This is a genomic window from Microbacterium sp. NPDC055910, from assembly GCF_042271185.1.
GTDB lineage: Bacteria > Actinomycetota > Actinomycetes > Actinomycetales > Microbacteriaceae > Microbacterium.
In genome coordinates this window covers 19,037-43,931 of sequence record NZ_JBHJZS010000006.1, presented here as the reverse complement: position 1 = coordinate 43,931, position 24,895 = coordinate 19,037, and the positions used below count along the sequence as shown (strand labels likewise).

Sequence of the window (24,895 nt, the reverse complement as noted above, 5' to 3'; positions counted from 1 at the left end):
CAGCCTACGAGGCCGTTGTGCGCGGCGCGCGAGTGCGGTTCGATGTCGGCATGACCGCTCCCATCCACTACCTCGCTCCGGGCACGAGTCGCCCCGCGTGCGGCGATACGAGCCCCGACGCGCCGGTGACCTCATCCGTGACGTTGGTGACGTGCACGGCGTGCGCACGCGTCGTCACGACGCCGCGCCGACCGACGCCGCACGGGCGCACGAACTGACGCGTCCGTGTGAGAGCACCGCGGCGTGCCGAGCCTCGGGCGGCGTGGGCCCACCCGCACGGGTTCTCGTCAGCTCCGGAACACGGCGCCGCAGCCGCCCGATGGGCGACAGCACCGCCGTACCCCCGGTGGGACTCGAACCCACACTGAAGCGATTTTAAGTCGCCTGCCTCTGCCATTGGGCTACGGGGGCGTCGTCAGCTGACGACACCCACGCTACCGGTCAGCCCGAGACGGCCGCCTTCTCGGCGTCGGCGCGCTTCGCTTCGGCTGGCTTGCCCTGGTCGCGCGGCTCGGCCGGCGGGGTGACGGCCGGCTGCGGCGGACGCGGACGCGCGGCGAACTCCTCGAAGACATAGCGCGGGTTCTGCACGGTCTCGAGGTTGACGAGGTCGCGACCCAGCCAGAAGTTGTTCCACCAGCCCCACAGCACGCGCCACTTGCGCTCCCACGACGGCATCGCGAGGCCGTGGTAGCCACGGTGGGCGAGCCAGGCGATGAAGCCCTTGAGCGCGATGTTGCCCGACTGGAAGACGCCGTTGTACAGGCCGAGACCCGCGACGGCACCCATGTTGTGGTGGACGTACTCGCGCGGCAGCTCACCGCGCAGGACGCCGACGAGGTTCTTCGCGAGCAGCTTGGCCTGTCGCACGGCGTGCTGCGCGTTGGGCACGCAGTACCCGCCGACGCCGCCGCCCGAGAGGTCGGGCACGGCCGAGATGTCACCGGCCGCCCAGGCGCCCTCGACGATCTCCTCTTCCGTGCCGACGCGCAGGTCGGGCCGGGTGCGGATGCGGCCGCGCTCTTCGACGGGCAGGTCACTGCCGCGCACGACGGTCGGGTTCGCCATGACGCCGGCGGTCCAGATGATGAGGTCGCTCGGGATGGTCTCGCCGGTGGACAGCTCGATGTTGCCGTCGACGGCACCGGTCACCTGCGTGTCCAGGTGCACCGAAGCGCCCCGCTCGGCGAGGCTCTTGAGCACCCACTCGCTCGTCTTGAGCGATACCTCGGGCATGATGCGGCCCATCGCCTCGACGAGGTGGAAGTGCGTGTCCTCGAAGGTGATCTGCGGGTAGCTCTTCACCAGCGAGGACGCCAGCGAGCGCAGCTCGGCGAACACCTCGATGCCGGCGAATCCGCCGCCGACGACGACGACCGTCAGCAGGCGGTCGCGCTCGGGGCCGGGGGGCAGGACCGACGCCTTGTCGAAGTTCGACATCAGCCGGTCACGGATCGCGACGGCTTCTTCGATCGTCTTCAGGCCGATCGCGTTGTCGGCGATGCCGGGGATCGGGAACGTGCGCGACACCGCACCGGCGGTGACGACGATCTGGTCGTACTCCTGCTGGTAGGGCTCACCCGCCACGGGAGTGATCGTCGCGACCTTGCGGGCGTGATCGATACCGGTCACCTTCGCCGCGATCACCGCCGTGCGCTTGAGGTGACGACGCAGCGCGACGACGGAGTGGCGCGCTTCGATCGAACCGGCCGCGACCTCGGGGAGGAAGGGCTGGTAGGTCATGTACGGCAGCGGATCGACGATCATGACTTCCGCTTCGCCCTTGCGGAGGAGCTTCTCGAGCTTCCAGGCGGTGTAGAAGCCCGCGTATCCGCCTCCGACGACGAGGATTCTGGGCACGGTGTTGCTCACGGCGGGGAAAACTCCTCGTGGATCAGCGGCTCGGCGCGCGGGACGCCATTCGGATGCGTCGGACAGTTGCAGTGACGCCGAGCCCCATCAGTATAGCGGTGGAGGTGAGTGCCAGAAGCGGGAGCGTGCCGTAGAGCAGCGTCTCGTAGGACGGCAGGAGAGGCGACGTCTCGATCCGACCGTCGGCGACCGGCGGGAGCGGATCGACATCGACGGGGCCGCCGGTCGGCGTCGGTGCGGGTGCAGCATCCGCGCGTCGGTAGAGCCGGATCCATTCCTGCAGACTGCCCATCGGGTTGGCCACGACGGCGGGCACCTCGGCGGCCACCGCCGCGGCGGCGTCCACGAGGCCGTAGCCGTAGAGCGGATCGGGATGCGACGTCGCGGCCGGCGCGGGGCGCGTCGTGCGGACGATGCGGTTGATGACGTTGTTGGCGTCGAGGTCGGGATGCGCCGAGCGGACCAGGGCCGCGATGCCGGCGACGATGGGCGCGGCGCCGCTCGTTCCGTCCCACAGCACCACCCGCCCGTCGGCCGAGACGCCGAGCAGCTTCTCGCTCGGTGCGGAGACGCCGATCGTGATGCCCTGCGTCGAGGCATCCAGGCTCGCGCGCCCCTCGGGGTCGACACCGCCGACGGTGAGCACGCCCGGGATGGTCGCGGGGGCGCCGACGCGCGATGTGCCGCTCGCGCGGTTTCCTGCCGCGACCACGACGACGACGTCGTTCTCGTACGCGTAGAGGAATGCGTCGTCCCAGCTCTTGTCCCAGTCGGGCACGTTCGTCGTGAGTGAGAGGTTGATCACGTCGGCGCCGTTGTCCACCGACCAGCGCATCGCCTGGGCGATCTGGTCGACGAACGGCACGGATGCCGCGGCCCCGAAGCCGACCGAGACCGACAGCAGCTCCGCCTCGGGCGCCACGCCGATCATGCCGGCGCCCGGCCCCGTGCCGCGCGCCGCGGCGAGCGAAGCCACCCAGCTGCCGTGATTGCGGTCGATCGTGCCGACCGGCTTGCGCCCGTCCGGACTCCCCGTGCCGGACACATCGATGCCGTTCACGACGGCGCCCTCGAACTCGACGGGACCGCGCGCGATGCCCGTGTCGATGATCGCGATCCGCACGCCCTCACCGCGCGTCGTCTGCCATGCCTCCTCGATGCCGTACTCGTCGAGCCAGTACTGCATGCCGCGGATGGGGTCGATCTCGGGCGCGTCCGTGGTCGAGGGGGCGGGGGCGAGCGGTGCGACGACGGCGAGGGACAGGGCGAGCGCGCCGGTCGCGAGCGCGCCGAGCCTCACCCCGCGGCTCCCGGTCGGGCGCACACGCAGCGTTCGGGAGACCACGACGACAGCGCGAGTGCGCGATCGCCGAAGGGATTGACTCCGGGTCCTGCGGCGAGCGTGTGCGCCAGCACGGCGTGCAGGCACTTGATGCGGGTCGGCATGCCGCCGGCCGAGATGCCCTCGATCTCGGCGACGTCGCCGTACGGCGCACGGTCGGCGAGGTACGCGTCGTGTGCGCGCTGGTAGGCCGCGCGCAGATCGTCGTCGTCGGCGAGCTCGTCGGTGAACTGGCGCATGACCTGACCGGCTTCGAGCGTCGACATGGCCGCGGTCGCGGCGGGATGCGTCAGGTAGTAGAACGTCGGGAACGGCGTGCCGTCGTCGAGGCGCGGCGCCGTCGCGGCGACGGTCGGGTTGCCGCAGGCGCACCGCGCGGCGACGCCGACGACACCGCGGGCGGGACGCCCGAGCTGTTCGCGAAGAACCGTCAGATCGGCGTCGGTCACGGGCGGATAGGGAGGCGTCGGCACGTCCTCCAGGGTACCGGCCACGGCTGGGGCGCCGCTGGATCGCCTCACCCGGAAGGCGACTCGTCGGGGGCGGGGTCGGGCACACCGACCGTGGGCGGGGCGACGGTCTGCGCGAGCCCCGCTTCGGTGAGCGAGCGGACGAACTGCGACATCCAGTCGGTGCGCGTCTGCTCGACCTCTTCGCTCACGGGATCCAGTTCCTGCGGACGCTGATCGGCCGGCAGATCGTTGTCCACGAGGTAGATGACCTCGCCGGGCTTGACGTAGTACAGCCGTTCACGAGCCTGCGTCGTGATGTAGGCCGGATCGCGCCAGCGCTCCCGCTGCTGCTCGAGCGCGGTCACCTCTTCGCGGCTCACCTGCACCGAGCGCTCGAGCGCGGCGATCTGCTGCCGCTGCCCGATGTAGGTGCCGATCGTGGGCACGAGCACGAATGCGGCGAGCACGACGAGCCCCAGCATGATGACCATGAATCCCGACAGTCGGATGCCGCCGAGCCATTGCCGGACGTCGACCTGGCGCGCTTCACGCGTGCGGCGGGCGCGAGCAGGGGGAGCCGTCGTCTTGGCCACGGCTCCCCCTTCTCTTCGCGGTCGGTGATCGAGCAGCCCGCCTCAGCGCGCTCCCGGTGATCGAGCAGCCCACCTCAGCTAACCCACCCGGTGACCGAGCAGCCCACCTCAGCAACCCACCCGGTGACCGAGCAGCCCACCTCAGCAACCCACCCGGTGACCGAGCAGCCCACCTCAGCAACCCACCCGGTGACCGAGTAGCCCGCCACAGCAGCCCACCCGGTGATCGAGTAGCCCGCGCAGCGGGCGTATCGAGATCTAGTCCTTGAACCGAGGGAAGGCCGAGCGACCCGCGAAGACCGCGGCGTCGCCGAGGTCTTCCTCGATGCGCAGAAGCTGATTGTATTTCGCGACGCGCTCGCTGCGGGCGGGCGCGCCGGTCTTGATCTGACCGCAGTTGACGGCGACCGCGAGGTCGGCGATCGTCGTGTCCTCGGTCTCGCCCGAGCGATGCGACAGCATCGAGCGGTAGCCGTTCTGCGTCGCGAGGGCGACGGCGTCGAGCGTCTCGGACAGCGTGCCGATCTGGTTCACCTTGACCAGGAGGGCGTTTCCGACACCGAGGTCGATTCCCCGCTGCAGCCGCTCGGGGTTCGTCACGAACAGGTCGTCGCCGACGAGCTGCACTTTCGAGCCGAGCTTGTCGGTGAGCGCCTTCCAGGCATCCCAGTCGTCTTCGGCGAGGGCATCCTCGATCGTGACGATCGGGTAGTTCGCGACGAGGTCGGCGAAGTAGTCGGTGAGCTTCTCGGCCGACCACGGCTGTCCCTCGACGGTGTAGACGCCGTCGTTGAAGAACTCCGTAGCGGCGACGTCCAGGCCCACGGCGATGTCGGTGCCGGGCGTGTAGCCGGCCTTCTCGATCGCGCGCATGAGGAAGTCCAGCCCCTCGCGGTTGCTCGGCAGGTCGGGAGCGAAGCCGCCCTCGTCGCCGAGTCCCGTCGCGAAACCCGCTGCCTTCAGCTCGCCCTTGAGGACGTGATAGACCTCGGTGCCCCACCGCAGCGATTCGCCGTAGGTCTCGGCGCCGATCGGCGCGAGGAAGAACTCCTGGAAGTCGATCCCGTTGTCGGCGTGCTCGCCGCCGTTGATGACGTTGAACAGCGGCACCGGCAGGACGTGCGCGTTGGGACCGCCGAGGTAGCGGAACAGCGGCAGGTCGGCGGCGTCGGCGGCCGCCTTCGCGACGGCGAGCGAGACGCCCAGGATCGCGTTGGCGCCGGCACGGGACTTGTTCTCGGTGCCGTCGGTCTCGATGAGGATCTCATCGACGATACGCTGCTCGCTCGCCTCGACTCCTTCGAGGGCGGGTCCGAGCTCGTCGATGACGGCGGCGACGGCCTTCTGGACGCCCTTTCCGCCGTAACGGTTCGCGTCGCCGTCGCGCAGCTCGTACGCCTCGAATGCGCCCGTCGATGCGCCGGAAGGGACCGCCGCACGCTGGACAGTGCCGTCATCGAGCAGCACCTCCACTTCGACGGTCGGGTTGCCGCGCGAATCCAGGATCTCGCGCGCGCCTACAGCCTCGATCAGTGCCACAGGGGACTCCTTAGGTCGTGGAGGTGGGGATCGGCGGAGCGTCGTCGGTCCGTCGGTGCGAGTCTAGTGATCGGATGCCGCTCCCCGAAGGGCGGCCCCGCTGAGCGGCCCCTGAGCCTGCCTAAAGGTCGCGATGCGCCGGTCTCGCTCCCCGCCGCTAAACGACCAGTGCGATGGCGACCCCGTCCCAGCCCTTCGCGTCGAGCGTCTGGATCGCCGTCGCGTCGAAGCGGGGATCGCGGCCGAGCATCTCGATGCCGCGCTGCACTCCGATGATCTGCGGGTCCTCGGTCGCGGGGTTGGCGACCTCCCCCGAGCGCACCGTGTTGTCGACGATGACGATCGTGCCGGACCGACCCAGCCGCGCCGCCCAGTCGAGATAGATGGTGTTCGACTCCTTGTCGGCGTCGATGAAGACGAGGTCGAACGGTTCGCCGCCCTCGAGCGTCGGCAGCACATCGGCTCCGCGCCCCAGCCTGATCTCGACGCGGTCGCCCACCCCGGCGCGATCGAGGTTCCGACGTGCGAGCTCGGCGATGCGCGGCTCGGCCTCGATCGTGACGACGCGACCGTCGTCGGGGAGCGCCCGCGCGAGCCAGATCGTCGAATAGGCGCCCAGGGTGCCGATCTCGAGCACGCGGCGCGCGTTGGACATGCGCGCGAGGAGGTGCAGCAGCTTGCCGTTGACCGGGGCGACCTCGATCGACGGCAGGTCCGCCGCGTTCTGCTCGGCGACGGCGCTTTCCAGGCCGGGATCGTGCCCGATGAGCGTGTCGGTCAGGTAGGCGTCGACGCGGCGCCAGGACTGCGGGTCGGGAAGGGGTTCGCTCACCCGTCCAGACTCACCGGGCACCCGGCATCCGTCAACCCGTGAACGCGAACGGATCGATGACGGGCACGCCGGTATCCACGAAGTCGTCGGTGCTGCGCGTCGCGACCGGATGCTGCCGCGGTAGCCGCGTTCGAGTTCATCGATCCACGATCCGATGGGGCCCGCTCGCGCGTGCGGCCATCGTGTTCAGGAGCGCGGCGCCGGTTGCTGCATCGTCGACCGTGACGACGAAGGTGCGTCCGTTCGACCTCGTGACCTCGATGCACGACCCCGTTCGCAGCACGACGCCGAATCGGCGGTCGGGCGACCATCGCATGCCCCAGCCGCCGAACTCGGCCATGGGGTTCACGTGCGACGCCGTTGCCACCGTGACGTCGCTCGCGGCGATCCGGAACCGAGGGACCCCGAGGGCCGAGCGCACGGTGAGCCCGGACGCGTCCACGACGACGTGGAAGACCGTGTTGGACGCGGCGAGGAGCGCGATCAGTGCGCCGAGCCCGAGAACGATCCAGGCCGGCCCCGACTCCCCCGCGAGGATCATCCCGATCCCGATCGCGACGAGCAGCACGACTCCGCCGACGAGCACGAGGACTCCCCCGCGCGACATCACGGCCGTGCGGATCCAGACCGCCTGCTCGTTGTCGGCGAGCGGCAGCGGGTCGGCCGTCGCGACGCGGGGGCGCGGCATCCCCGCCGGCAGCGCTGCCCGGGCGATCGCGCCGCCGATGACTCCGGCCACGGCGCCGGCGAGCATGCTCAGCCAGATCGCCGGGGCATCCGTCGCGTTCTCGATGCCCACCTGCGTGAGCACCGTCGAGGTCATCATCACGACGATGAAGGCCGTCGTGCCGAGCGACACACCGCCGATGAAGCGGTAGGAGCCGCCACGCTGGCCCCAGCGCGGATCGACGCGGCTCTGCATCAGCGCGGACCCCACGACGATGAGCGGCAACAGGATTCCGATCACCGCCGTCATGGCGAGGGCCGTCCAGGCGGGTGCGTACCCGTCGGCCCGCCCGTCCAGCCCCCAGTGGATCGCGATCCGCGCGGGAACGCGCGGCAGGCAGATCGCCTGGATGATGACGCCGACGACGGCGAGCACGATGGGCGCGATCAGTCCGACGGCACGCAGGCGGGCGGAGACGGGACCGGTCATGGGGTCTTCCTTTCGTCGGAGCGCGCGGCATCGCCCACGCGCGCGGTCTCGCGTACGAGCGCGGCGAGGCTGTCGGGGGACAGCCCGAGTTCGGCTGCCCGACCCACGAGCGCCACGATCTCGGCGTGCAGACCCGACAGGGCGCCCACGGCGGGTGTCGCAACCGCGCCGCGACCGCGCCGCAGTTCGATCAGGCCCTCGTCGCGCAACTGCTGGTAGGCGCGCAGCACGGTGTGCACGTTGATGTCGAGCGCGCCGGCCACATCGCGCGCCGAGGGAAGGCGGTCCCCTGCCCGGATGCGCCCGGCCGCAGCGTCAGCGCGCACCGAATCCGCGACCTGCCCGAACAGCGGCACGTCGCTCTCGGCGTCGATGGTGATGAGCATGCACTTACTCTAGTTTATATAGAACAACAGGTCTTCCGCACCTGTTGGGTTGCGCCTCATGCACAAGCGATGTGCGCGCCCCGAGCCCGCACGCCACGATGATCGGATGCGCATCACGCCCCGTCGCCTCGCCATCGGCATGAGTCTGTGGATCCCGAACCTCTTCAGCGGAATCCGCGTGCGGCGATTCTCAGACGACTGGACGAGCGCGACCGTGGAACTGCACGTCAACCTCGTCACCCGCAACTACGTCAAGACGGCATTCGGCGGATCGATGTCGGCGATGACGGATCCGTACTTCTTCATGCTCGTCATGCATCAGCTCGGCCGTGACTACGTCGTGTGGGACACGCGCGGCGAGATCGAGTTCGTCAAGCCGGGCCGCGGTGTCCTGACGGCTCACTTCCACGTTCCGGTCGAGACGGCCGACGATCTCCGCGACCGCGCGCGCGGCGGCGCGAAGGTGCTCGAGTGGTTCGAGACCGACATCGTCGACGCCGACGGCGACGTCGTCGCACACGTGAGGCGCGAGGTCTACGTCCGCGAGAAGCGGCGGGTCACGGAGCGGGCGAACTGAGCCGACTGCGCACCCTGAATCTCACGTGTCGTGCTCGATGACCCCGGCGTCCTGCCGGTGATCCTCGGGGTCTCCCGGCGGGAACACCGCCACCTCGGGCCTGCTGCGCAGGAACAGGGCGCTGACGACCGTGCCGCCCCACACGATGATGATCGACAGGACGAGGAACGTGATGGCGAGGGGGGTCATCGGGACGCCTTCCGCTGAGCCGACGGGGTGACGGGTGCCGGCGGGAATGCCGGCCAGGGCTCGAAGTCGTCGGGCGAGCGCTTCCAGCGAAGCAGCGGCAGGATGATGGCGCCGACCACGATGACGACGATCGTGCCCCACCCGAAGGCCAGCAGGTACCACTCGGGCAAGCCCCCGTACCCCTCGGTGACGAGCACGATGATGCGCTGCACGAGCATGTAGCCGAGCACGATGGGCCCGAGGACGCCGATCAGGAAGACCCACCAGCCGCCGACGCGGAAGGTCGACAGGGCGTTGAGGTGGTAGCGCAGCTCGGGGCCCTTGCGGGCGACCCACACGACGAGGATCGTGAGGAACACCGCCGACGCGACGATCCCGATGTTGTTCGCCCACTGGTCGACCGTGTCGAGCGCGAGCAGGCCCGTCGTGGTCGAGAAGATGAGGATCGACAGTGCCGCCGACACGACGCCCACGCCGATCGATGCCGTGCGCCGCGTCCATCCGAACTTCTCCTGCACGGCCGCAGAGACGACCTGCAGGATCGATACGAGCGATGTGAACCCCGCGAGCGTCAGCGAACCGAAGAACAGGCACCCGAAAATGGGGCCGCCGGGCATCTGGGACACGATGGCGGGGAACGTGATGAACGACAGCCCGACACCCGTGAGGCCTTCGAGTTCACCGACTGCGATGCCCTGCTGGAAGGCGAAGAAGCCGAGCGTGGCGAAGACGCCGATGCCGGCGAGGATCTCGAACGACGAGTTCGAGAACGCGACGACCAGACCCGGCGTCGTGAGGTTCGACTTGCGGCGGCGATACGACGCGTAGGTCACCATGATGCCGAACGCGATCGACAGCGAGAAGAAGATCTGACTGTATGCCGCGATCCACACGTTCGGGTTCGCCAGCGCCTCCCAATCGGGCGTGAAGAGGGCGTTGAGGCCCTCGGCGGCGCCGTCGAGGAAGAGCGCGCGCACGACGAGCACCGTGAAGGCGATGACGAGCACGGGCAGCGCGATCATGTTCGTGCGCTGCACGCCCTTCGCGACACCAGCCGCCATCACGACGATCGCGACGACCCAGACGATCGCGAGCGGGATGAGCACGCCGGGAACGAAGTCGAGGCTGAAGCCCGGTTCGGCGACCTGCAGATAGTCGTTCATGAGGAACCCGCCCGGATCGTCGCCCCAGCGCAGATCGAACGAGAAGACGAAGAAGCTCAGTGCCCACGCGATGACGGCCGTGTAGTAGAGGGCGATGACGAACGCGATCATCACCTGGAACCACCCGAGCGCCTCGAAGAAGCCCTTGCCGCGGCGGGCGAGCCGACGGAAGGCGGTCGGCGAGGCCCCGCGGAAACGGTGGCCGATCGCGTAGTCGAGGAACAGGATCGGGATGCCGGCGGTCAGCAGCGCGATGATGTACGGGATGAGGAAGGCGCCGCCGCCGTTCTCGTACGCCACTCCCGGGAACCGCCAGATGTTGCCCAGACCGACCGCCGAACCGATCGCGGCGATGATGAATCCGACCTGTCCGGTCCATTGCTCACGAGGCTTCTCGACGCTCGCTCCGTTGCGTGAATCGGATACGGCCACAGGTAACTCCCTTGTCAGTGTGACTGCCAGTGTGTCTGCCGGTGCCGCAGCATCGGCCACTCCGGTCCCCGGCACGCTACCAGTCCGGCGCAAGCGCGCGCGACTGGCGCGGCGGGCCCGGCTCAGCCCAGCGGCTTGATGTCGAGTTCGGCGCGCGTCGCGCCGGCCGCGACGGTCGCGAAAGCCGTGTATCCGTCGGATGCCGCGCGCTCGAGCAGCGCCTTGAGGTTCTTGGTGCGCTGCTCCAGGCGCACACGCGAGCCCTCGGCGATGAGTGCGGCCTTGATCGCGATGAGCTCGTCCTGTGCCGCATCGCGGTCGTGCACGAGCACGATCGCCGAGGCTGCGGCATCCGCGCGCTCCTGCACGAGGTCGACGATGCGCTCGAAGCCGATCGAGAAGCCGACGGCGGGCGCGTCCTGGCCGAGGAAACGGCCGATCATGCCGTCGTAGCGGCCGCCGCCGCCCAGCGAGTAGCTGACCGAGGGGTGGGCGAGCTCGAAGATCGTGCCCGTGTAGTACCCCATGCCGCGCACGAGGAAGGGGTCGAACACGAGCGGGATGTCGCCGGCCGCGGCCGCTGAGCCTGTCGCCCCTGAGCTTGTCGCCCCTGAGCTTGTCGCCCCTGAGCTTGTCGCCCCTGAGCTTGTCGCCCCTGAGCTTGTCGAAGGGCGTGCCGCCATGACGGCCGCGCCGATGCCGACGAGGTGCGCGACGATGTCGTCGGGGGCTCCCTCGGGCAGCAGCTTTCGGATCTGTCGCTCGCCGTACGGGTTGTATTCCAGCGTCATGGGTCGGGTGAGGAACGACTCGAGGCCGTCGACCGCGTCCGGTGTCGCGCCTCGTTCGCGCAGCTCGCTCACGACGCCGGACGGCCCGATCTTGTCGAGCTTGTCGATCGTGATGAGCACGCCGGGCCGCTCGTCGGGGGCGAAGCCGAAGCGGTCCAGCATCCAGTCGAGGACGCGGCGGTCGTTGATGCGCACCGTTCCGCCCTCGAGACCGAGGGCGTCGAGCGTGTCGAGGGTCGCGACGACGAGTTCGGCTTCGGCCCGCGCCGACGCGTCGCCGATGATGTCGATGTCGCACTGCATGAACTGGCGGTAGCGCCCCTTCTGCGGGCGCTCGGCACGCCACACGGGCGCGATCTGGATCGCCCGGAACACGGTCGGCAACTCGCCGCGGTGGCTCGCGTAGAACCGCGCGAGCGGGACGGTCAGGTCGTACCGCAGCCCGAGGTCGGTCAGAGCCTCGGGGTCGTCTGCGGCGGCACGGATCGCCTCGGCGTCGAGACCGCGTTTGAGAACGTTGTAGGCGAGCTTCTCGTTGTCACCGCCGATGCCCGCGTGCAGGCGCGCGTACTCCTCCATGACGGGGGTCTCGATCTCGTCGAACCCGTGCGCACGGTAGCGCTCGCGGATGACGGCGAGCACACGCTCGCGACGGGCCTTGTCGGCGGGGAGGAAGTCGCGCATGCCGCGCGGCGGATTGACGGATGCCACGGGGTCATTCTTCCAGGTCCACCGCGTGCACAACGTCAGGACCACCGCGTGCACAACGTCAGGACCACCGCGTGCACAACTCCTCATGGATTTCGCGGGGCGGCGTTCTCGACGTGCATCCAGCGGTTCGGTGAGGAGTTATGCACGCTCCGCGTCGCGGATGTCGCGCTCGAGGCGGCGCACCCGCACGCGCAGCGCGCGCTCGGCGTCCCACCCGTTCGCGCGGGCGGCGACGACGAGCCCGAGCAGCGCGTCGCCGAGCTCCGCCTCGGTCGTCGGCCCTTCCGCGAGCTCAGGGACCGGGGGCAGTCCGGGCGCCTCGGCCGTCGACCCTTCGGCACGCTCAGGGACCGGGGGCAGTCCCGGGTCAGGGACTGGGGGCGCGGCGGGGTCTGGTCGCTGAGCGTGTCGAAGCGTCGTCGCCTTGCCCAGGAGCTTCTGCGCGAGCGCGAGGGAGGGCATCCGGTCGCTGACGCCGTCGAGGACGCTCGTGCGCTCGTTCTTCTCGGCCGCTTTCGCGGCGTTCCAGTGCATGAGCACCTCATCGGAGGTCCGCGCGACGGCGTCGGCGAAGACATGCGGATGCCGCCTCACCATCTTGTCGGTGAGCCCCCGGGCGACGTCGTCGATGTCGAACGGCTCGACGGCGTCGCGCGAGGCGATCTCGGCGTGGAACAGCACTTGCCAGAGCAGGTCGCCGAGCTCTTCGCGCAGCTCGGCGGGCGTGCCGTCCTCGACCGCATCGATGACTTCGGCGCTCTCCTCGACGAGGTACGGCACGAGGTCGCGATGATCGATCTGCTGCGTCCACACACAGCGATCCCGCACGGCGCGCATCGTCTCAGCCGCGGCACGGAGGGCATCGGGCTGCGCGCGCGGGTCGGGTGCGGCATCCGTCACGCGATCTGGCCCTTCGTCTCCTCCTGCGGCGGCAGCTCCTCGTCACGGGTCTCCGGCGAGGTGCGGCGATAGTGCAGCGCGCGCTGCGCGACGAGCGCCGCCGCCAGCACGATCGAGATCACCGATCCGGCGAGCACGCCGAGCGTCGCCTCGTCGCGCACGAGCGGGCTGTCCGCGAAAGCGAGCTCGGACAGCAGCAGCGAGACGGTGAATCCGATCCCGCCCAGCGCGCCGGCGGCTACGAGGTCCATGAGTGCGAGATGGGGGGTCTTGCCCCGGTTGCCGATCCGCAGCGAGATCCATCCGGCGAGCGTGATGCCGAGAATCTTGCCCACGGGCAACGCCACGAGGATGCCCCAGAACGCCGGTGAGAGCTGAGCGGGCGACACCATCGGGATCACCACGAGTGCGGCCGAGAAGGCGAACAGCGGCAGGACGAGTCCGTTGACGAACGGCTCGAGCGCGTGGCGCGTGCGCATCGCCGGCTGCTGCGCCATCACGAGCCCGAGCGCGACACCGGCGATCGTCGCGTGCACACCTGAGAGGTACACGAGCACCCACGTCGCGAGCCCGAGTACGACGAGCCCGGCGATGACGACGCCGTCCGCACGCGAGCCGAGCATGCGGCTCAGCACGGCGAAAATCGCAACGGCGACCACGGCGAGCGCGAGCAGGCCGACGTTGACGTCGTTCGTGAAGAGCACGGCGATGAAGACGATCCCGACGATGTCGTCGAGGATCGCGAGCGCCAGCAGGAAGATCCGGATGCCGCTGGGCAGGCCCTTACCGAAGACGGCGAGCACGCCCAGGGCGAAGGCGATGTCGGTCGCCGTGGGGATGGGCCACCCGCCGGCGGCGTCGGTTCCGCCGGCGAAGAGCAGGAACACCCCGATCGGCACGATGACTCCCCCCGCGGCCGCGATCGCCGGCTGCAGGGCCTTGCGCGCGGAGTTGAGCTCGCCCGCGGTGAGTTCGTACTGCAGTTCGATCGCGACGACGAAGAAGAAGATCGCGAGCAGGCCGTCCTGCACCCAGTGGCCGACGGACATCTCGAAGACCCCGGGGATGCCGAGGTACGCGCCCTTGATCTCGGCGACGGCCGGACCGATCGGCGAGTTGGCGAGGATCAGCCCGAGGACGGCGGCTGCCAGCAGGATGACGGCGGGGAATCGTGCGGAGCGCAGCAGGGACATGGGCCTCTTTCGGGTGAGTCGGCAGGGTACGGCAGCACCGTGCCGACCAGACTTCCCGGCTCACCGCCGCCCAGTGTACCGAGCCTTCCGAGACCGCCGCGGCGGATCAGTCCACGCGCGTGTCGTGCGCGTGGCGGGCGAGGCTCTGGCCGTAGCGCTCGGTGAGCTGCACCATGAGATCGGGGGTCTCGGCGTCGAGTCCGAAGACGTAGCCGGGGAAGTCGAGTTCGCGCTGCGCCGCCCAGATCTCCTCGTGCCGCTCGGGAGGCAGGATCCGGGCGGGCTCACCGACGGCGACCCAGCCGATCGGCACGACCGACTCGGGCGGCAGGGTCGTCCGCAGGTGCACGACCGCATTGATGCGGATGTCGCTGCGCGCGCCGATCCGGGCGCCGTTGAAGATGCGGGTCCCCGTCGCGAGGAACACCTCGTCCTCGATCGTCGCGCCCGACACGCTCGCCATCGGCCCGACGAGCACATGGTCGCCGATGTGCACCGGGTTCGTCGCGGTCGCGCGTACGAGCGCGTTCTCCATGACGATGACGTCATGCCCGAGCGTGACGGGACCGCCCTCCGACGTGATGACCGCTCCGTGCAGCACTTGGCACTCGGCACCGATCTCGACGTCGCCGCTGATGACGGCGGTCGGCGCGATGACCGCCGTGGGGTGGATGCGGGGCCCGACCCCGAGATGCTCGAACCTCATCGTTCCTCCTCGGTCGGCGCTCAGCGTAGCGCGCTCTCGTGCGCGTGGCATCCGCTCATGAGTCGCGCGCGTTAGGCTGAGGTCTCCCGTCCGTGCCGATGCGCGTCACCCGCGCACCCCCGGGCAGCCACGCATAATCCGCGTCGCACCCGGCAGCCCACGAACCCGTGGGTGGGGATCGCCGGTTCCGGGTGCCCATCGCTCCGGCCAGAAAGTGCTCTCCGTGACCGAAACGCTCGCCGCTCTTCCGCCCGCCGTCACCGAGGTGTTCGACACGGTTCAGGCACGCAACCCCCACGAACCCGAGTTCCTCCAGGCCGTGCATGAGGTGCTGGAGTCGATCGGCCCCGTGCTCGAGGAGCATCCCGAGTTCGTCGATGGCGGCATCGTGGAACGGCTCGTCGAGCCCGAGCGGCAGATCCTGTTCCGCGTGCCGTGGGTCGATGACAGCGGGCGTCTGCGCGTCAACCGCGGGTTCCGTGTGCAGTTCTCGTCGGTGCTCGGTCCGTACAAGGGCGGCCTGCGCTTCCACCCATCCGTGAACCTGTCGATCGTGAAGTTCCTCGGCTTCGAGCAGGTCTTCAAGAACGCGCTCACGGGGCAGGGCATCGGCGGCGCCAAGGGCGGCAGCGACTTCGACCCGCACGGCCGCTCCGACGCCGAGGTCATGCGCTTCTGCCAGTCCTTCATGAACGAGCTGTATCGCCACCTCGGCGAGCACACCGACGTCCCCGCCGGTGACATCGGCGTCGGGGCGCGCGAGATCGGCTACCTGTTCGGCCAGTACCGCAGGATCACGAACCGCCACGAGTCGGGCATGTTCACCGGCAAGGGCGTGCAGTGGGGCGGTGCCGAGGTCCGCACCGAGGCGACCGGTTTCGGCGCGGTCTTCTTCGCGCAGGAGATGCTGGGTGTGCGCGGTCAGTCCCTCGCGGGGCTGCGCGTCGGCGTCTCCGGCTCGGGCAACGTCGCGATCTACGCGATCAAGAAGGCGTGGCAGCTGGGCGCGACTCCGGTCACGGCTTCGGACTCGTCAGGCTACGTCGTCGATGACGCCGGCATCGACGTCGAGCTGCTGCGCCAGGTGAAAGAGACCGAGCGTGCGCGCATCGGCGAGTACGCCGCTCGTCGACCGTCGGCACGTTTCGTCGAGGGGGCACGCCCGTGGGAGGTGCCCGTCGACATCGCGATCCCGTCGGCGACGCAGAACGAGCTCGAAGAGCAGGATGCCCGCGCCCTCATCGGCAACGGCGTGCGCGCGGTCGCCGAGGGTGCGAACATGCCCTCGACACCCGGTGCCATCGCCGCGTTCCAGTCCTCCGACGTGATGTTCGCGCCGGGCAAGGCCGCCAACGCGGGCGGCGTGGCGACGTCGGCGCTCGAGATGAGCCAGAACGCCTCTCGGCAGCGGTGGAGCTTCGACGACAGCGAATCGCGCCTGCGCTCGATCATGAAGGACGTCCACGACTCCGCCTTCGACGCCGCCGCGCGGTACGGCCGCCCCGGTGACTACGTCGTGGGCGCCAACTCGGCGGCCTTCGAGCGCGTCGCGCACGCGATGCTCGCGCAGGGCGTCATCTGACGCTTCTCCGCGCGGGTTTCGCGGCGGTTCCCGGGCGGCTGCTGTCAGAGGTGGTGCTGCGGAACGTACGCCTTGGCACCCTGGGAAGATGCGCGGCCGGGTGACGACGAGGACCTTCGGAGGCGTCGGGCTGATCGTCTGCGCCGTCGCCGGGATGCTGCAGACCAGCCTGCTCGGCACGCCGGGCGCCGTCGTGGGGTGCCGCTCGGTGCCGGTCCGCGGACGTCGACGTGTTCTGGTCGGCGCGAGACGCGCATTTCTTTTCCTTTTTTCTTCGCGCCCCTTCCCTTAATCGAAGATATGTACTACACTGGAGCCAGTTCTCGCGCACGTGCCCATCTCGCGCTTGACCGTCCACTCTCTGTGTTTGGAGCGCTCATGGGGCACGACCTGTCGACCGACACCGGCTGGACGACCGCGCTCGATGACCTCGTATCCGACATGCTCACCACCCGTCGGCAGATCGCAGCACTCGAGGCGCGGCAAGAGCAGCTGCTCGCCGACGCGGTGGACCTCTCCCTCGCTCGCGTTGCGCAGGGCAGAGCAGCCGGCCGCCGCATGTCGCGCAGCGACCTGGCCGTCCGCGAAGTCGCGGCCGAGCTGGGTGCGGCGATGCGGGTGACGGATCGAACCGTGCAGTCCCGGATGGGGGATGCCGCGACACTCACGAGTCGCTTCGCCGCCACCTTCGCCGCGTGGCAGGCAGGGCGTATCGACGCGGGACATGTCCGAGTGATCCTCGACGCCGGCTCTCCCATCGCCGATGCCGACACTCGTGCCCGATACGAAGAGACGGTGATCGCGGTAGCGGAAGCCGAAGCGCCGGGCCGACTGCGCGCGATGGCGCGGGCGGTCGCCGCCCAGCTCGACCCGGATGCGACTGTCGAGCGGCAGCGCCGGGCCGTCGCGGACAGGTGCGTTCGGCTCATCGACCTCGACGACGGTGTCGCGCGGATCATCTCGGACCAGCCGGCAGCGCTCGCCTACGCGATCCGCGACCGGCTGACCGAGATGGCCCGCGCCATCGTGAACGACAACGCCGCGGCCGATAGCGGGCCCCGCTCGCTCGAGGCGCGCGACAGCGACGGCCACGACGAGACGGGATCCGTCGTCGTCACGGAACCCGTCGTCGTTACGGAACCCGTCGTCGTCACCGGCCCGTCCGACGGTACGCTCGCCGGCGCGGGCGACAGTACGCTCGCCGGCCCATCCGACGGCACGCTCGCCGGCGCCGGCGCGGACGCGGGCGCGAGGATCGCGGGATCCGGCAACGCGCACGCCGCATCGACCGACAGCGACGCCGACGGTGCGGCGTGGACCGGCGACGAGCACGGTGCGGCATCCGAACCCCGCGACTCCCGGACGATGGACCAGATTCGCGCCGACCTCTTCGCCGACCTGCTTCTGGCCGGCGCGCCGGCTGCACATGGCGAGGGTGACGCGCTCGCCGCGCTCACGGGGCACGTCCAGGTCACCGTCCCCGCGCTCACCGCCGCGGGCTCCGGCGCCGAGCCCTACCTCTTGGCCGGGTACGGTCCCATCGATCCCGACACCGCTCTCCGTCTGGCGGGCCACGCGAAGGGGTGGGACCGCGTCCTCACTCATCCGCATACCGGTGCCGTGCTCGCCGTCGACCGGTACCGGCCCGACAAGAAGCTCCGCCGACACTTGCGGGCGCGCGACGAGCGCTGTCGGGCTCCCGGGTGTCGGCGCCCGGCGATCCGCGCCGACGTCGACCACACGAAGGACGCCGCGAAGGGCGGGGCGACCTGCGAGACCAACCTCGGTCACTTCTGCAGGCGCCATCACACGCTCAAACACCACACGGCGTGGCGCGTCGAACAAAGACCGGGCGGGGTCCTCGAGTGGTACTCCCCCACGGGCCGTCGCTACCAGGACCGACCACCGTCGACGGTCAGATTCGTCCCGACGGACTGGCTGGCGATCGCCACCACGAGCACGGACGAGGGCGGACCGCCCGCGCCCTTCTGAGCCGGCACCCGCCCCCCCCGGCAACCCCCGCGCCCTCGGCGGCACGCGCAAATCGGCAGCCCCCGCCCCCTCAGAGGCACCCGCCGCCTCGGCAGCACCCGCTCCCTCTGCGGCACTCGCCCCCTCGGCAGGACCCACCCGCTCGGCAGCACCCGCCCCTCGGCAGCCCCCGCCCCTCGGCAGCCCCACCCCTCGGTGGCACCCGCGAGCCGGCAGCGCCCGCCCCCTCGGTAGCACCCGCCCCTCGGTGGCACCCGCCCCTCGGTGGCACCCGCGAGCCGGCAGCACCCGCCCGTCGGTGGCACCCGCCCCCTCGGCAGCGCCCGCCCCCTCGGCAGCGCCCGCCCCCTCGGCAGCCCCCGTCCCTCGGTGGCACCCGCCCGCTCGGCAGCACCCGCCCCCTCGGCAGCGCCCGCCGCCTCGGCAGCCCCACCCCTCGGTGGCACCCGCGAGCCGGCAGCACCCGCCCCCTCGGCGGCACGCGCGACGATGACGACGGCTCAGCGCGCCGGCCATGCCCTCCGCGCGCCGGGCGGGGTCATCCTCCGGCAGCGGCCTCGGCTGGCGCAGCATCCTTCAGCGGCCACAGCTGATCGAGCAGCTGATCGACCCACGCGATGAGCTCCGCATCGCGCGGCGCCTCGCCGCCCGCCGTCGGCAACGGCACGACGAGCGCGTCACCGCCCGAGATGAGCTTCGCTTTGGGATGCAGCCGCTGCAGCCGCACGCGCATCGAGTCGGGCAGATGCGCCGGTGCGATGCGCAGGTTCGGACCCATCGCGACGACGTCGGCGAGCCCCGCGCGAGCGGCGCGTCGGCGCAGGCGGGCGACCGCGATGAGCCCGTCGACGTCGCCCGGCATGTCGCCGTAGCGGTCGGTGAACTCGTCGACGACGAGGTCGATCGCGTCGTCCTTCGCGCTGAGGGATGCCGCGGCCGAGAGCTTCTGATAGGCCTCGAGCCGCAGCCGTTCGCTGTCGATGTACGACTCGGGAATCCGCGCCTGAACGGGCAGCTCGAGCCGCAGCTCGGTCGGGCCCTCGACGTCGTCGCCGCGGAACGTCGCGACCGCCTCGCCGATCATGCGCAGGTACAGATCGAACCCGACCCCTGCGATGTGGCCGGCCTGCTCGGCGCCCAGAAGATTGCCCGCGCCGCGGATCTCGAGATCCTTCAGCGCGACCTGCATTCCCGACCCGAGGTCGTTGTTGACCGCGATCGTCTCGAGACGGTCCGCTGCCGTCTCGGACAGCGGCTTCATCTCGTCATACAGGAAGTACGCGTACGCCCGCTCGCGCGCGCGGCCCACACGCCCGCGCAACTGGTGCAGCTGCGACAGCCCGTACTTGTCGGCCCGATCGATGATGATCGTGTTCGCGTTGGAGATGTCCAGGCCCGTCTCGACGATCGTCGTGCACACGAGCACGTCGAACCGGCGCTCCCAGAACGCGTCGACGACCTCTTCGAGCGCGTGCTCGCCCATCTGGCCGTGCGCGACGGCGATGCGCGCCTCGGGTACGAGCTCGGCGAGGTCGGCGGCGACCCGCTGGATCGACTGCACGCGATTGTGCACGAAGAAGATCTGTCCTTCGCGCAGCAGCTCACGACGGATCGCCGCCGCGATCTGCTTGTCATTGCGCGGACCGACGAACGACAGGATCGGATGCCGGTCCTCGGGCGGCGTCTGCAGCGTCGACATCTCGCGGATACCGGTGACCGCCATCTCGAGCGTCCGTGGAATCGGCGTGGCACTCATCGCGAGGATGTCGACGTTCGTCTTCAGCTTCTTGAGCGCGTCCTTGTGCTCGACGCCGAAGCGCTGCTCCTCGTCGACGATCAGGAGCCCGAGGTCTTTGAAGATGACCTTCTCGGTCAGGATGCGGTGCGTTCCGATGACCATGTCGATCGTGCCGTCGGTGAGCCCCGCGAGCACGTCGCGCGCCTGCTTGTCGGTCTGGAACCGGGACAGCGCCTTGACCTTGACGGGGAACCCGGCGAACCGCTCGGAGAACGTCTCCAAGTGCTGCTTGACCAGGAGCGTCGTCGGCACGAGCATCGCGACCTGCTTGCCGTCCTGGATCGCCTTGAACGCGGCCCGCACAGCGACCTCGGTCTTGCCGAATCCGACGTCGCCCGACAAGAGCCGGTCCATCGGGATCGGCTTCTCCATGTCGGCCTTGATCTCATCGATCGTCTGCAGCTGGTCAGGAGTCTCGGCGAACGGGAAGGCCTCTTCGAGCTCGCGCTGCCACGGCGTATCGGGTCCGAACGCATAGCCCTTCGCGGCCATCCGCGCCGAATAGAGCTTCACGAGCTCGACCGCGATGTCGCGCACCGCCTTGCGCGCCTTGCCCTTGGCCGCCGCCCAATCGCTGCCGCCCATCTTCGACAGCGTCGGCGCCTCGCCCCCGACGTAGCGCGAGAGCAGGTCGAGCTGATCCGTCGGCACGAAGAGCTTGTCGCCGGGGTACCCGCGCTTGGAGGGCGCGTACTCGAGCACGAGGTACTCCCGCACGCTCTTGACGGGATTGCGCCCGCCGCTGGACACCTCGCGCTGCGTCAGCTCGACGAAGCGCCCGATGCCGTGCGTCGCGTGCACGACGTTGTCCCCCGGCTTGAGCTGCAGCGGATCGACCACGTTCTTGCGACGCGACGCGAGCTTCTTGACGACACGCTGGTCTCCGCCGATCGTGCGCCCGTAGAACTCGGTCTCCGTGAGCACAGCGAACTTGGCGTCTGCCACCTCGAACCCGCGTTCGAGAGGCGCCGCGACGATGTGCGCCACACCGGCATCCGGGATCTCGCTCAAGGTGTCGACCTTGCGAGCCGCGATGCCGCGTTCGGCGAGCACGTCGCGTGCGCGATCCACCAGCCCCGCACCCGATGCCGCCACGACGACGCGCCATCCGTCGGCGAGCAGCTGGCCGACGTGCGCCGTCGCGCCGTCGACGTTGCCCTGGAACGAGGGCACGGATGCGCCGGGCACGCGAAGCGCGGAGGCCTGCTCGAGAGCGACGTCGATGTCGATGTCCTCGCCGGCCTCCTGCGCTTCTCGAAGCGCGGCGATCGCGTCGGAGGCGCCCGAGTCGAACGCGCTCAGCGTCCACCACACGGCGCGGCGCGCGTGCGCCGCCTCGCGCAGGTGCGGCAGCGTGACGAAATCGCCCGCGCCGAGGTCGATCGGCGCCTCGGCACCCGCCGTCGCGGCATTCCACGCCGCCTCGAGGAACTCGCGGTTCGTCTCGCCGAGCGTGATGGCACGCGTCACGGCACGCTCGGGATCGACGAGCGCGATGGCGGCGCCCTCGGGCAGGTAGTCGGCGAACGTCACGATGCGATCCGCGACGGCCGGAAGAAGGGATTCCATCCCCTCGACGGGGATCCCCTCGGACATCTTCTCGAGCATGCCCCGCAGACCGGGGAAATCCTCGGCGAGAGCGCCGGCACGGGCACGGACGTCGGGCGTGAGCAGCAGCTCGCGGCTGGCGATGAGCTGCACGGCGGGCACGTCGCCGGGAAGCGAGCGCTGATCGGCGACCGAGAACGCGCGGATCTGGTCGACCTCGTCGCCGAAGAACTCGATGCGATACGGGTGGGGCGCCGTGGGCGGGAAGACATCGAGGATGCCGCCGCGCACGGCGAACTCGCCGCGGCGCGACACCATGTCCACGCGCTGGTAGGCCAGCTCGACCAGGCTCAGCGCGATCGTCGCGAGATCGTGGTCGCGCCCGCCGACAGCGAGCTCGACGGGCGGCACGTCGGTGAGCCCCGCCGCGAGCGGCTGGATCGCGCCGCGCACCGAGGTCGTCACGACGAGCGGCGAGGTGCCCTCCCACCGTGCGATGCGGCCGAGCACATCGAGCCGATTGCCGACGATCTCGGCCGACGGGCTGAGACGTTCGTGCGGCAAGGTCTCCCACGCGGGGAAATGCATGACCTCAGCGCCGGGAAGCACGGAGGCGAGCGCGGGCCCGAGCGCATCGGCGCGGCGACCCGTCGGGGTGATCACGAGAAGCATCGGCGGGTGTCCTGCCGCGCGGCGTCTGTCGAGCAGCGCCGCCAGCAGCGGGGCATCGAGGCCTTCGACGAGCGAGAAGTCGGCGTCGGCGGATGCTGCGCCCGCGGCATCCCGGAAGGACTCAGCCTGTTCGAGGGCGCGCACGATCCCGGGAACTGTCACCGCAGAAGTCTACGCGGGACGGCGGACATGCGCGCCGCGCGGCGCTCGTAGGATGAACGGATGAGCGATCGACAGCACCTCGGCAACGTCCCGATGGGTGCGCCCTACGCTCCGCCGTACGTCCTGCCGCGCGCCGTCGCGATGCCGCCTCCTCCCCCGCAGCCTCGCGCCGCGACGACCGGGATCGTCGCGCTCGTGGCCGCACTCGTGGCATCCGTCGTCGCGCCGCTCGTCGTCGCGTTGGCGGCGTACGGCATCGGTTCGGCGGGGATCGACTTCGTCCGGCTCGTGAGCGGGCCGAACCTCGACTGGGCGGCGCTGAGCCCCGTACGCGACATCGTGCTGCTCGCGGAGGTCGCGGGATGGGCGGGCACGACGGCCGGGATCTGGGCTCTCGTGCAGGGCATCATCGCGATCGCGACCGGCGCGGGCCGGGGTCAGGGCATCGCCGCTGTCGTCCTCGCCGTCGGCGGCCCGGTCATCTTCGCCGTCGCCGCGGTCGGCGCACTCGCGCTCGGGCTGGCGGCCGCTCCGTACTGACCCGCGTCACACGCGCGGAGCGTGGTGCTTCTGCTGCGCCGCGAGCAGCCCCTCGCCGACGAGCTGCTCGACGGCGTCGGCGGCGTCCGAGAGCAGAATGGGCAACATCTTGCGCTCGGTGGTGCCGAATGGGTCGAGGACCCAGTCCGCGGCATCCTGACGCCCCGGAGGTCGCCCGATGCCGACGCGCACGCGCGGGAACTCCGGCGTGCCGAGGGCCTTCGCGACGTCGCGCACGCCGTTGTGACCGCCGTGACCCCCGCCCGTCTTGAGCTTGAGGCTGTCGAACGGGATGTCCAGTTCGTCGTGCACGACGATGACATGGCCGGGTTCGATGCCGTAGAACTTCGCGAGCCCGGCGACCGGACCCCCCGAGACGTTCATGAAGGAGTTCGGCTTCGCCAGGATCAGCTTCGCCCCGCCCGGCCGCAGCCACGTCTCGGCGATGCGAGCGTTCGCCTTGTGCGCCTTGAAGCCCTCGCCGCGTCGTGCCGCGAGTTCGTCGACGACGAGCTGCCCCACGTTGTGTCGGGTCGTTTCGTAGCGCGGCCCTGGATTGCCCAGGCCCACGACGAGCCATGCGTCTGCCATGCCCACCATCCTGCCCGAACGGCCGCCGCCCGAACGCCGAAGGGGTGCGTCGCCCGGTCGGACGACGCACCCCTTCGTGAGCGTGCGGAGTCTTACTCGGCGCTCTCGGCCGACTGCTCTGCGGCGACGGCGGCATCCGCCTCGGCGATCTCATCCTCAGCGGCGATCGCGGCGGCGGGCACCGAGATCGCGACGATGAGCGTCTCGGGGTCGGCGATGAGCGACGAGCCCTTGGGCAGCGTGAGGTCGGCGGCGGTGATGTGCGCGCCTTCCTCGAGGCCTTCGATGTCGACCTCGATGCTCTCGGGGATGTGGGTCGCCTCGGCCTCGAGCAGGATCGTCGGTGCGTCGAGGTTGGCGATCGTGCCCGGGTAGGACTCGCCGAGCACGACGACGGGAACGTCGACCTGGACCTTCTCGCCCTTCTTCACGACGAGCAGGTCCATGTGCTCGATGATCTGGCGCACGGGGTCGCGCTGCACGTCCTTGACGAGCGTCAGCTGCGACGCGCCGTCGATGTCGAGGTCGAGCAGCGCGTTGGCGCGGCGCACGAGGAGCGACACCTGGTGACCCGGCAGTGCGACGTGCACGGGGTCGGTGCCGTGGCCGTAGACGACGGCGGGGATCTTGCCCTCGGCGCGGAGGCGACGGGCGAAGCCCTTGCCGAAGCTGTGGCGGGTCTCGGTGGCGACCTTGTTGTCGAGTTCGTTCGACATGATGTTCTCCTTGGGGCACGCGGCCCGTTCGCTCTTCGGGCACCGCGCTTCTCGCGGGCCCACGTATGGGGGTCTCGACTCGAACGCGAGCGCGTGAGGAAACCTGGAAGGCCTGCACACCCCCGTCGATAACGGATGCCGCGACGTGCCGCCGTGGCGGCATGCGACGATCCCTCGCCGAAGTCCACCCCGAGTCTACCAGCGCTCCCGCTACGATGATGAACGGACCATCCTGCCCCGACCCAGAGGACCCGTGACCATGGACACTCAGCTCGCCACGACCGTCATGATGGGGCTCATCGGCCTCATGAGCGCCCTCGGGCTCATCGCTCTCGTCGGGGCGTTCTGGTCGATGGGCCGTCAGGCGTACCGCAAGGACTGAACGCGCCGGCCGTCGTCCGTACCCGCGCCATCGCGCCACGCGTTGCGCCCCGAACCGTCCCCTCATCGAACCCAGGAG

The 24,895-nt window shown here is 70.2% G+C and carries 23 protein-coding genes and 1 tRNA gene; 6 read left to right on the top strand and 18 right to left on the bottom strand.

What is annotated here, in order from left to right:
* Positions 1-50: 50 nt before the first annotated feature.
* Positions 51-218: a hypothetical protein gene (locus ACFC3F_RS04535; RefSeq protein WP_376127126.1), complete on the top strand. Its 168-nt coding sequence runs from the start codon at positions 51-53 to the stop codon at positions 216-218.
* 120 nt (positions 219-338) lie between these two features.
* Here ACFC3F_RS04535 and ACFC3F_RS04530 read toward each other — a convergent pair.
* From ACFC3F_RS04530 to ACFC3F_RS04490, 9 genes are all read right to left on the bottom strand, one after another.
* Positions 339-411: transfer RNA gene (locus ACFC3F_RS04530), tRNA-Leu, on the bottom strand.
* Between the two features lie 30 nt (positions 412-441).
* Positions 442-1,860, bottom strand: coding sequence for an NAD(P)/FAD-dependent oxidoreductase (locus ACFC3F_RS04525; RefSeq protein ID WP_376127265.1), 1,419 nt, complete (start codon positions 1,858-1,860; stop codon positions 442-444).
* A gap of 34 nt (positions 1,861-1,894) precedes the next feature.
* Positions 1,895-3,172: a S8 family serine peptidase gene (locus tag ACFC3F_RS04520; protein ID WP_376127124.1), complete on the bottom strand. Its 1,278-nt coding sequence runs from the start codon at positions 3,170-3,172 to the stop codon at positions 1,895-1,897.
* Positions 3,169-3,687 carry a DUF501 domain-containing protein gene (locus ACFC3F_RS04515; RefSeq protein WP_376127123.1) on the bottom strand — a complete coding sequence of 173 codons (519 nt, stop codon included), beginning with the start codon at positions 3,685-3,687 and terminating at the stop codon, positions 3,169-3,171. The genes ACFC3F_RS04520 and ACFC3F_RS04515 overlap by 4 nt, the downstream gene beginning before the upstream one ends.
* 44 nt (positions 3,688-3,731) lie before the next feature.
* Positions 3,732-4,259 carry a septum formation initiator family protein gene (locus ACFC3F_RS04510; protein ID WP_376127121.1) on the bottom strand — a complete coding sequence of 176 codons (528 nt, stop codon included), beginning with the start codon at positions 4,257-4,259 and terminating at the stop codon, positions 3,732-3,734.
* A gap of 258 nt (positions 4,260-4,517) precedes the next feature.
* On the bottom strand, positions 4,518-5,798 hold the full coding sequence (gene eno, locus ACFC3F_RS04505) for a phosphopyruvate hydratase (RefSeq protein WP_376127119.1): 1,281 nt from the start codon (positions 5,796-5,798) through the stop codon (positions 4,518-4,520).
* A gap of 157 nt (positions 5,799-5,955) precedes the next feature.
* The gene (locus ACFC3F_RS04500) at positions 5,956-6,630 is read right to left on the bottom strand and encodes an O-methyltransferase (RefSeq protein WP_376127117.1); all 675 of its coding nucleotides are present in this window, start codon (positions 6,628-6,630) and stop codon (positions 5,956-5,958) included.
* A 136-nt stretch (positions 6,631-6,766) separates the two neighbouring features.
* Positions 6,767-7,786, bottom strand: coding sequence for a DUF1648 domain-containing protein (locus tag ACFC3F_RS04495; protein WP_376127115.1), 1,020 nt, complete (start codon positions 7,784-7,786; stop codon positions 6,767-6,769).
* Positions 7,783-8,172 (bottom strand): GntR family transcriptional regulator, encoded by a 390-nt coding sequence (locus tag ACFC3F_RS04490; RefSeq protein ID WP_376127113.1) that lies wholly within the window; start codon positions 8,170-8,172, stop codon positions 7,783-7,785. Before ACFC3F_RS04490 ends, ACFC3F_RS04495 begins: the two co-directional genes overlap by 4 nt.
* Before the next feature lie 106 nt (positions 8,173-8,278).
* Here ACFC3F_RS04490 and ACFC3F_RS04485 point away from each other — a divergent pair, with 106 nt between their 5' ends.
* Complete coding sequence (locus ACFC3F_RS04485) at positions 8,279-8,749, top strand: PaaI family thioesterase (protein WP_376127111.1); 471 nt, start codon at positions 8,279-8,281, stop codon at positions 8,747-8,749.
* Positions 8,750-8,770: 21 nt separating this feature from the next.
* On the opposite strand, the gene ACFC3F_RS04480 is transcribed toward ACFC3F_RS04485, so the two are convergent.
* The 6 genes from ACFC3F_RS04480 to ACFC3F_RS04455 all read right to left on the bottom strand — a co-directional run bounded on the left by ACFC3F_RS04480 (position 8,771) and on the right by ACFC3F_RS04455 (position 14,834).
* Positions 8,771-8,938 (bottom strand): methionine/alanine import family NSS transporter small subunit, encoded by a 168-nt coding sequence (locus ACFC3F_RS04480; RefSeq protein ID WP_376127109.1) that lies wholly within the window; start codon positions 8,936-8,938, stop codon positions 8,771-8,773.
* Entirely contained in the window at positions 8,935-10,533 is a 1,599-nt protein-coding gene (locus ACFC3F_RS04475) for a sodium-dependent transporter (RefSeq protein WP_376127107.1), read from the bottom strand. Before ACFC3F_RS04475 ends, ACFC3F_RS04480 begins: the two co-directional genes overlap by 4 nt.
* Positions 10,534-10,655: 122 nt before the next feature.
* Entirely contained in the window at positions 10,656-12,008 is a 1,353-nt protein-coding gene (hisS, locus tag ACFC3F_RS04470; protein WP_376127263.1) for a histidine--tRNA ligase, read from the bottom strand.
* A 165-nt stretch (positions 12,009-12,173) separates the two neighbouring features.
* Positions 12,174-12,935: a MazG nucleotide pyrophosphohydrolase domain-containing protein gene (locus ACFC3F_RS04465; RefSeq protein WP_376127106.1), complete on the bottom strand. Its 762-nt coding sequence runs from the start codon at positions 12,933-12,935 to the stop codon at positions 12,174-12,176.
* Positions 12,932-14,128 (bottom strand): Na+/H+ antiporter NhaA, encoded by a 1,197-nt coding sequence (locus ACFC3F_RS04460; RefSeq protein ID WP_376127104.1) that lies wholly within the window; start codon positions 14,126-14,128, stop codon positions 12,932-12,934. Before ACFC3F_RS04460 ends, ACFC3F_RS04465 begins: the two co-directional genes overlap by 4 nt.
* A gap of 106 nt (positions 14,129-14,234) precedes the next feature.
* Positions 14,235-14,834: a gamma carbonic anhydrase family protein gene (locus ACFC3F_RS04455; protein WP_376127102.1), complete on the bottom strand. Its 600-nt coding sequence runs from the start codon at positions 14,832-14,834 to the stop codon at positions 14,235-14,237.
* 223 nt (positions 14,835-15,057) lie between these two features.
* Between ACFC3F_RS04455 and gdhA the strand changes: the two genes are divergently transcribed.
* Both gdhA and ACFC3F_RS04445 read left to right on the top strand, forming a co-directional pair.
* Positions 15,058-16,416, top strand: a complete 1,359-nt coding sequence (gdhA, locus tag ACFC3F_RS04450; RefSeq protein WP_376127100.1) for an NADP-specific glutamate dehydrogenase — start codon at positions 15,058-15,060, stop codon at positions 16,414-16,416.
* A gap of 378 nt (positions 16,417-16,794) precedes the next feature.
* Positions 16,795-18,408 carry a DUF222 domain-containing protein gene (locus ACFC3F_RS04445; protein ID WP_376127098.1) on the top strand — a complete coding sequence of 538 codons (1,614 nt, stop codon included), beginning with the start codon at positions 16,795-16,797 and terminating at the stop codon, positions 18,406-18,408.
* Positions 18,409-18,946: 538 nt separating this feature from the next.
* Here ACFC3F_RS04445 and mfd read toward each other — a convergent pair.
* Positions 18,947-22,588 (bottom strand): transcription-repair coupling factor, encoded by a 3,642-nt coding sequence (gene mfd, locus ACFC3F_RS04440; RefSeq protein ID WP_376127096.1) that lies wholly within the window; start codon positions 22,586-22,588, stop codon positions 18,947-18,949.
* 60 nt (positions 22,589-22,648) lie between these two features.
* Here mfd and ACFC3F_RS04435 point away from each other — a divergent pair, with 60 nt between their 5' ends.
* On the top strand, positions 22,649-23,128 hold the full coding sequence (locus ACFC3F_RS04435) for a hypothetical protein (protein WP_376127095.1): 480 nt from the start codon (positions 22,649-22,651) through the stop codon (positions 23,126-23,128).
* Positions 23,129-23,134: 6 nt separating this feature from the next.
* On the opposite strand, the gene pth is transcribed toward ACFC3F_RS04435, so the two are convergent.
* Positions 23,135-23,719, bottom strand: a complete 585-nt coding sequence (pth, locus tag ACFC3F_RS04430; protein WP_376127093.1) for an aminoacyl-tRNA hydrolase — start codon at positions 23,717-23,719, stop codon at positions 23,135-23,137.
* Positions 23,720-23,811: 92 nt separating this feature from the next.
* Positions 23,812-24,435: a 50S ribosomal protein L25/general stress protein Ctc gene (locus tag ACFC3F_RS04425; protein WP_376127091.1), complete on the bottom strand. Its 624-nt coding sequence runs from the start codon at positions 24,433-24,435 to the stop codon at positions 23,812-23,814.
* A 253-nt stretch (positions 24,436-24,688) separates the two neighbouring features.
* Between ACFC3F_RS04425 and ACFC3F_RS04420 the strand changes: the two genes are divergently transcribed.
* Positions 24,689-24,817: a hypothetical protein gene (locus ACFC3F_RS04420; protein ID WP_376127089.1), complete on the top strand. Its 129-nt coding sequence runs from the start codon at positions 24,689-24,691 to the stop codon at positions 24,815-24,817.
* The last annotated feature ends 78 nt before the right edge of the window (positions 24,818-24,895 follow it).